Origin of the sequence: Methylophaga sp. UBA2689 (assembly GCA_002354555.1) — a bacterium.
GTDB lineage: Bacteria > Pseudomonadota > Gammaproteobacteria > Nitrosococcales > Methylophagaceae > Methylophaga.
On the sequence record DELT01000006.1, the window covers coordinates 9,102 to 14,507 of the forward strand.

Annotated in this window: 6 protein-coding genes; 4 read left to right on the plus strand and 2 right to left on the minus strand. The window is 44.8% G+C overall.

Translation table 11 applies throughout. The annotated features are described in order from the left end of the window. The first annotated feature begins 152 nt into the window (after positions 1-152). The 4 genes from purB to B3M51_RS00385 are packed head-to-tail and all read left to right on the plus strand — an operon-like array spanning position 153 to position 3,425. Entirely contained in the window at positions 153-1,520 is a 1,368-nt protein-coding gene (purB, locus tag B3M51_RS00370) for an adenylosuccinate lyase (protein ID WP_292756071.1), read from the plus strand. Continuing rightward, on the plus strand, positions 1,521-2,027 hold the full coding sequence (locus B3M51_RS00375) for a hypothetical protein (protein WP_292756073.1): 507 nt from the start codon (positions 1,521-1,523) through the stop codon (positions 2,025-2,027). It begins immediately after the preceding gene. Next, positions 2,024-2,806 (plus strand): secretin N-terminal domain-containing protein, encoded by a 783-nt coding sequence (locus B3M51_RS00380; protein WP_292756075.1) that lies wholly within the window; start codon positions 2,024-2,026, stop codon positions 2,804-2,806. Before B3M51_RS00375 ends, B3M51_RS00380 begins: the two co-directional genes overlap by 4 nt. Positions 2,807-2,822: 16 nt before the next feature. Further along, positions 2,823-3,425, plus strand: coding sequence for a nitroreductase family protein (locus B3M51_RS00385; RefSeq protein ID WP_292756077.1), 603 nt, complete (start codon positions 2,823-2,825; stop codon positions 3,423-3,425). On the opposite strand, the gene B3M51_RS00390 is transcribed toward B3M51_RS00385, so the two are convergent. Next, positions 3,426-4,463, minus strand: a complete 1,038-nt coding sequence (locus B3M51_RS00390; protein WP_292482051.1) for a GGDEF domain-containing protein — start codon at positions 4,461-4,463, stop codon at positions 3,426-3,428. A gap of 25 nt (positions 4,464-4,488) precedes the next feature. Beyond that, positions 4,489-5,406, minus strand: a 918-nt coding sequence (locus B3M51_RS00395; protein WP_292756079.1) for an argininosuccinate synthase, incomplete at its 5' end; no start/stop codon positions are given.

Below are 5,406 nucleotides of genomic sequence, written 5' to 3' on the forward strand. Positions count from 1 at the left end.
TATTCTTGCAGCACGAAAACGCTCCGAAGTTGAAACTAAGATGACCGTTATTTTAACGCAAATTCACAAAGCAAACTGAATCAAATCCAGAATCAGGGCTGAGTTCTGCTATAATTTCGGCCAATTTTCAGCTTATTTTTAATGGAGTTTTCATGGAATTAACTGCTCTTACTGCCATCTCGCCAGTTGATGGTCGTTATGCCGATAAAACAAAGGCTTTGCGCCCCTATTTCAGTGAGTATGGTCTGCTGCGAGCCAGAGTTGAAGTGGAATGCCGCTGGTTACATTTACTCGGCGCCAATGCAGATATCCAGGAAGTACCAAAACTGAGTGAAGTTGCCGAAAAATTTCTCAATGATTTGATGAATGATTTCTCGGTAGAAGACGCGGCTGAAATCAAAGCTATTGAACGTGAAACCAACCATGATGTGAAAGCGGTTGAATATTTCATTAAACGTAAATTCAAAAACAACGCCGAGCTTGATGCGGTAAATGAGTTTGTGCACTTTGCCTGCACCTCGGAAGACATCAATAATACCGCTTACGGCATTATGCTTAAAAATGCCCGTGAAAACGTTATTCTGCCGGAAATGGACACCTTAATAGGTGCGCTGAAGAAACTGGCACAGGAACAGGCTGAAACACCGATGATGTCTCGCACTCATGGTCAACCGGCCTCTCCCACCACACTGGGTAAAGAATTAGCCAACGTGGTAAAACGCCTTGAACTGCAACGCACTCACGTCGCCGCAGTCTTGCTTTACGGGAAAATGAACGGCGCTGTGGGTAACTACAATGCCCACTATGCGGCTTATCCAAATGTTGACTGGCCGATGATGGCGAATGCATTTGTTACCGGACTGGGGTTGCGCTGGAATAAATACACCACACAGATCGAGCCGCATGACTATGTTGCAGAACTGTTTCAGGCAATGATTCGTTTTAACACCGTGCTGATTGATTTCTGTCGTGATGTCTGGAGCTACATCTCCATTGGCTACTTCAAACAAAAAACCGTCAAAGGCGAAATCGGCTCATCCACCATGCCACACAAGGTTAATCCAATTGATTTTGAGAATGCGGAAGGTAATCTGGGTATTGCCAATGCAACATTCGATCATCTGGCGATGAAGCTGCCTATTTCCCGCTGGCAGCGTGATCTGACCGATTCCACCGTGTTACGCAATATTGGTGTCGGTTTTGCTCACTCCATGCTGGCTTACAGCTCTGCACTCAAAGGAATTAGCAAACTCGAAGCTGCTCCAGAAAAAATGGCCGCAGATTTGGATGCCAACTGGGAATTATTGGCGGAACCTATCCAGACGGTTATGCGTCGATATGGAATAGAGAATCCTTATGAAAAGCTCAAAGAATTAACCCGTGGACAAAGAGTCAACAAACAAATCATGCATGAATTTATTGATACCCTTGATTTACCGGATGCCGTTAAATTTGCATTGAAAGATATGACACCTGCAAGTTATATCGGTAACGCTGTTGAACAGGCAAAAAACTGCTAAATGACGGATATTTCCACCCAAGACAGTTCTAATCGTATCATCGCATTTGATGGTAAACATGAGGCTGCGGCTGCAGCCTTAGCCTTGGTGGAAACCGCCCAGCGGGAAATCTGTTTTCTGGGCAGTGATATGGATATTGTTTTACTTGATAATCCGGCAGTAATCGAACGCTTGAAACAACTGTGCATCAATAGCCACCGTTCACAGATAAGATTATTGGTAGATGAAACTCAAAGTAGTGTCATTAACTCCCATCGACTGCTACCGTTAATATCGAAACTCACCAGTTCAATCAGTGTGCATATTCTCTCGGAAAAAAACCAACGCCCAAAAAATATAGTGATGTTGGCGGACCATTCAGGCTATTTACGCTGTCTCAACAATCAACGCTATCAAGGTCAGGCCAATCTGCATGATCCCTTGACAGTCCGGGAACTCAAACAACACTTTGAAGAATGCTGGAATCACAGCTCTGCAGATGTTGCGACAAGGCGATTACATATATGAAAATCATCTTTTCGATAATGTTTTTCTTGCTGACCCTACCCGCCTACGCAGATCAAATCCGCACCATTGAATTACAACATCGACTTGCGGCGGAAATATTGCCAATGATTGAACCCATGGCAGACAACTACACAACCATCAGCGGCCATGACAACCTGTTGATCATTAAAAGCTCGGCACAGAGCTTTCAGGAAATAGAGCGTCTGGTCAAACAGCTGGACAGTAAACAGCAGAGCATTACAGTTACCGTCCTGCGAACCCAGCAACAGCTGAATGATGAACAATTTTCCGATGATCGTTTAAATATTGACTTAGAGAACCCGAAAAATTCATCGGTGGAAATTAATCGCTGGTCCACCAAAGACAGTCGAGAACGGGATCAGCAATATCAGGCACGGGGTATTGCTGGACAGCCTATTGATATACAAATGGGCCGTGCTGTCGCTGATAATCAGCAACAGCTCATTTTTTACCCTAATGGTGGTATTGCTGTTCAGGAAACGACCCAGTACATTCAACTGGATAACGGCTTTCAGGCAAGAGTAAATATTCTTGGTAATCAACAGGCCCGTGTCGATATCTTGCCCTTATTCTCTAAGATGCAGCGTAATGGCGATATATCAACAACCAGCTTACTAACTACTGTGAATGGTCCGCTAGATCAATGGATTTTAATTGGTCAGATTGGTGAGCAGCAACGCCAGCAACACAATACCAATACCTATCGCAGCCATCAGGATGAACAACAATGGCTGTATCTCAAAATTGAACTTAACTGAGTACCCCTGCAAAACAATGGATATAAAACAAGCGATTCAAACTCGTCGCTCGGTCAAACACTATGACCCGGCACATCAAATGACCGAAGCAGAAGTGAATGAACTGATGGAACATGCCATCCTTTCACCCACTGCATTTAATATTCAGCACTGGCGTTTTGTTCAGGTGCAGGATGCTGAAAAGCGCCAGCAAATTCTGGAAGCGGCCTGGGGTCAGGCACAAGTAGTTGATTCCTCTTTATTGCTAGTGCTCTGCGCTGATTTGAATGCCTGGGAAAAACAACCTGAACGCTATTGGCAGCATGCTCCGCAGGCGGCACAGAATGCCATACTGCCGGCGATAGAAAATTACTATACAAATCATCATCAAGGTCAGCGCGATGAATGTGTCCGTTCGGCCAGCATTGCTGCCATGAATATAATGTTGATGGCAAGGGGCATGGGATATGATACCTGTCCAATGGATGGTTTTGACTTTGATAAAGTCGCACGCATCATCAATTTACCCCATGATCATATTATTGTGATGATGATTACCGTTGGTAAAAAGCTGGAAGATGCACGTCCTCGAGCTGGCCAGTTACCGCTCGAAGAAGTGTTTTTTACTGATAGTTTTTAATCAGATAATGGGAGGTGGCGCATCAGAGACATGATTGCGTCCGCTACGTTTTGCCAGATAAACCGCCCGATCGACACGCTGCAGAAAACTGTCAACCCCCTCACCGGGAACATAACGTGCCACACCAAATGACATGGTGATGGCACCAAGTGGCTCACGGGTATCCTTGCGCTGGATACGTTTGCTGGCGATATCCTGACGAATGCTCTCTGCCAGCTGACGAGCGTTTTGCACACTGGTGTTTGGCAAAATAACAGCAAATTCCTCACCACCATATCGAGCAACCAAATCACGACCTTTCAATGATTTTTTCAACAACTCGGCGATCACTCTTAACACCTGATCACCCACTAACTGGCCATGTTTTTCGTTGATAACGCTGAATAAATCTATATCACAGAAAATAACCGACACATCCATGCCATTCTGATCAGCGCCTCGGGTCATCTCATTGATCAACTCATCAAAATGTTTACGATTGGCTAAACCTGTCAGGCTATCCGTTATCGATTCACGACGGGAATCACTTAATTCTTTTTTCAGGGTAGCAACTTCTGCCATTGCACCGTTTAACTGCTCGTTTAGTAATTCACCAGACGAAACTGCCAGCCGTGTTTCAATAAGCACTTCTTCAATCAGGGTATGCAATTGCTGGCGGTTTAAATCTGGCTGCAAGCGACTCAACATGCTTTGTAAATGGCTGTTGCTACGGTCGGTGGTTGTCACTCCGGTATATATGTAGTTCAAAGTTTGTTTGAGAAGACGCGCCAGTTCATGACGCATCTCAAACATCGCAGCTCTGTCTTTATCTTCATCAAAGAACTGTTCATGTAATAAACGAATTTGCTGCTCGGTTATTTTTCCCGTCAGTTCGATTTCATTATCCACGGCTTCAACCAAAGCCATGTTCGTACCGGAAACGTACTCAAACCAAAGCGCATAATTTGCCGGTGTTGGAGCGATTTTATAGTGTTTCATTTTTGAAAGCGCAAGCCGCATCCATTCGGCAGTCCGCTCTTCATATTCGCTGTGTTTCATAACTACTCCGACAAAATCCGTATGCCTATTTTTTCTTCTTCCCTGCTATTTTTAATCTGAGGGCATTCAATTTGATAAAACCTTCAGCATCTTTCTGATCGTAGGCCCCAGCATCATCTTCAAATGTGGCGATAGATTCATCAAACAGACTATCTGTAGCTGACTGTCTGCCAACAACTATAACGTTACCTTTATACAGTTTGATTCTGACATCACCGTTCACGGATGTCTGTGATGCATCTATCATTGTCTGCATCATCTGGCGTTCAGGTGCCCACCAGTAACCGTTGTAAATCATGCTGGCATAACGTGGCATCAGTTCATCTTTCAAATGAGCGACTTCACGATCCAGTGTTAATGACTCAATTGCACGATGCGCTCTGAGCATAACCGTACCAGCTGGTGTTTCATAACATCCACGGGATTTCATGCCCACATAACGATTTTCAACAATATCCAGTCGACCTACGCCATTTTCACCAGCGACCTTATTCAGATAAATCATCACCTGAGCAGGTGTCATACGCTCGCCATTAATAGCGACGATATCGCCCTTCTCATAACTCAGTTCAAGATAAGTCGCTGTATCAGGGGCATTTTCCGGTGAAACCGACCAACGCCACATGCTTTCCTCTGCTTCAGCCCATGGATCTTCGAGAATGCCACCTTCATATGAGATATGCAGCAGGTTGGCGTCCATTGAATAAGGCGATTTTTTGCCTTGTTTCATTTCAACTGGAATACCGTGTTGTTCTGCATAATCCAGTAATTTCTGACGGGATAACAAATCCCACTCACGCCACGGTGCAATGACTTTAATATTCGGGTTGAGACCATACGCCCCAAGCTCAAAACGCACCTGGTCATTACCTTTACCTGTAGCGCCATGCGAAACAGCCTCTGCACCAGTTTGAGCCGCGATCTCAACCAGACGTTTGGCAAT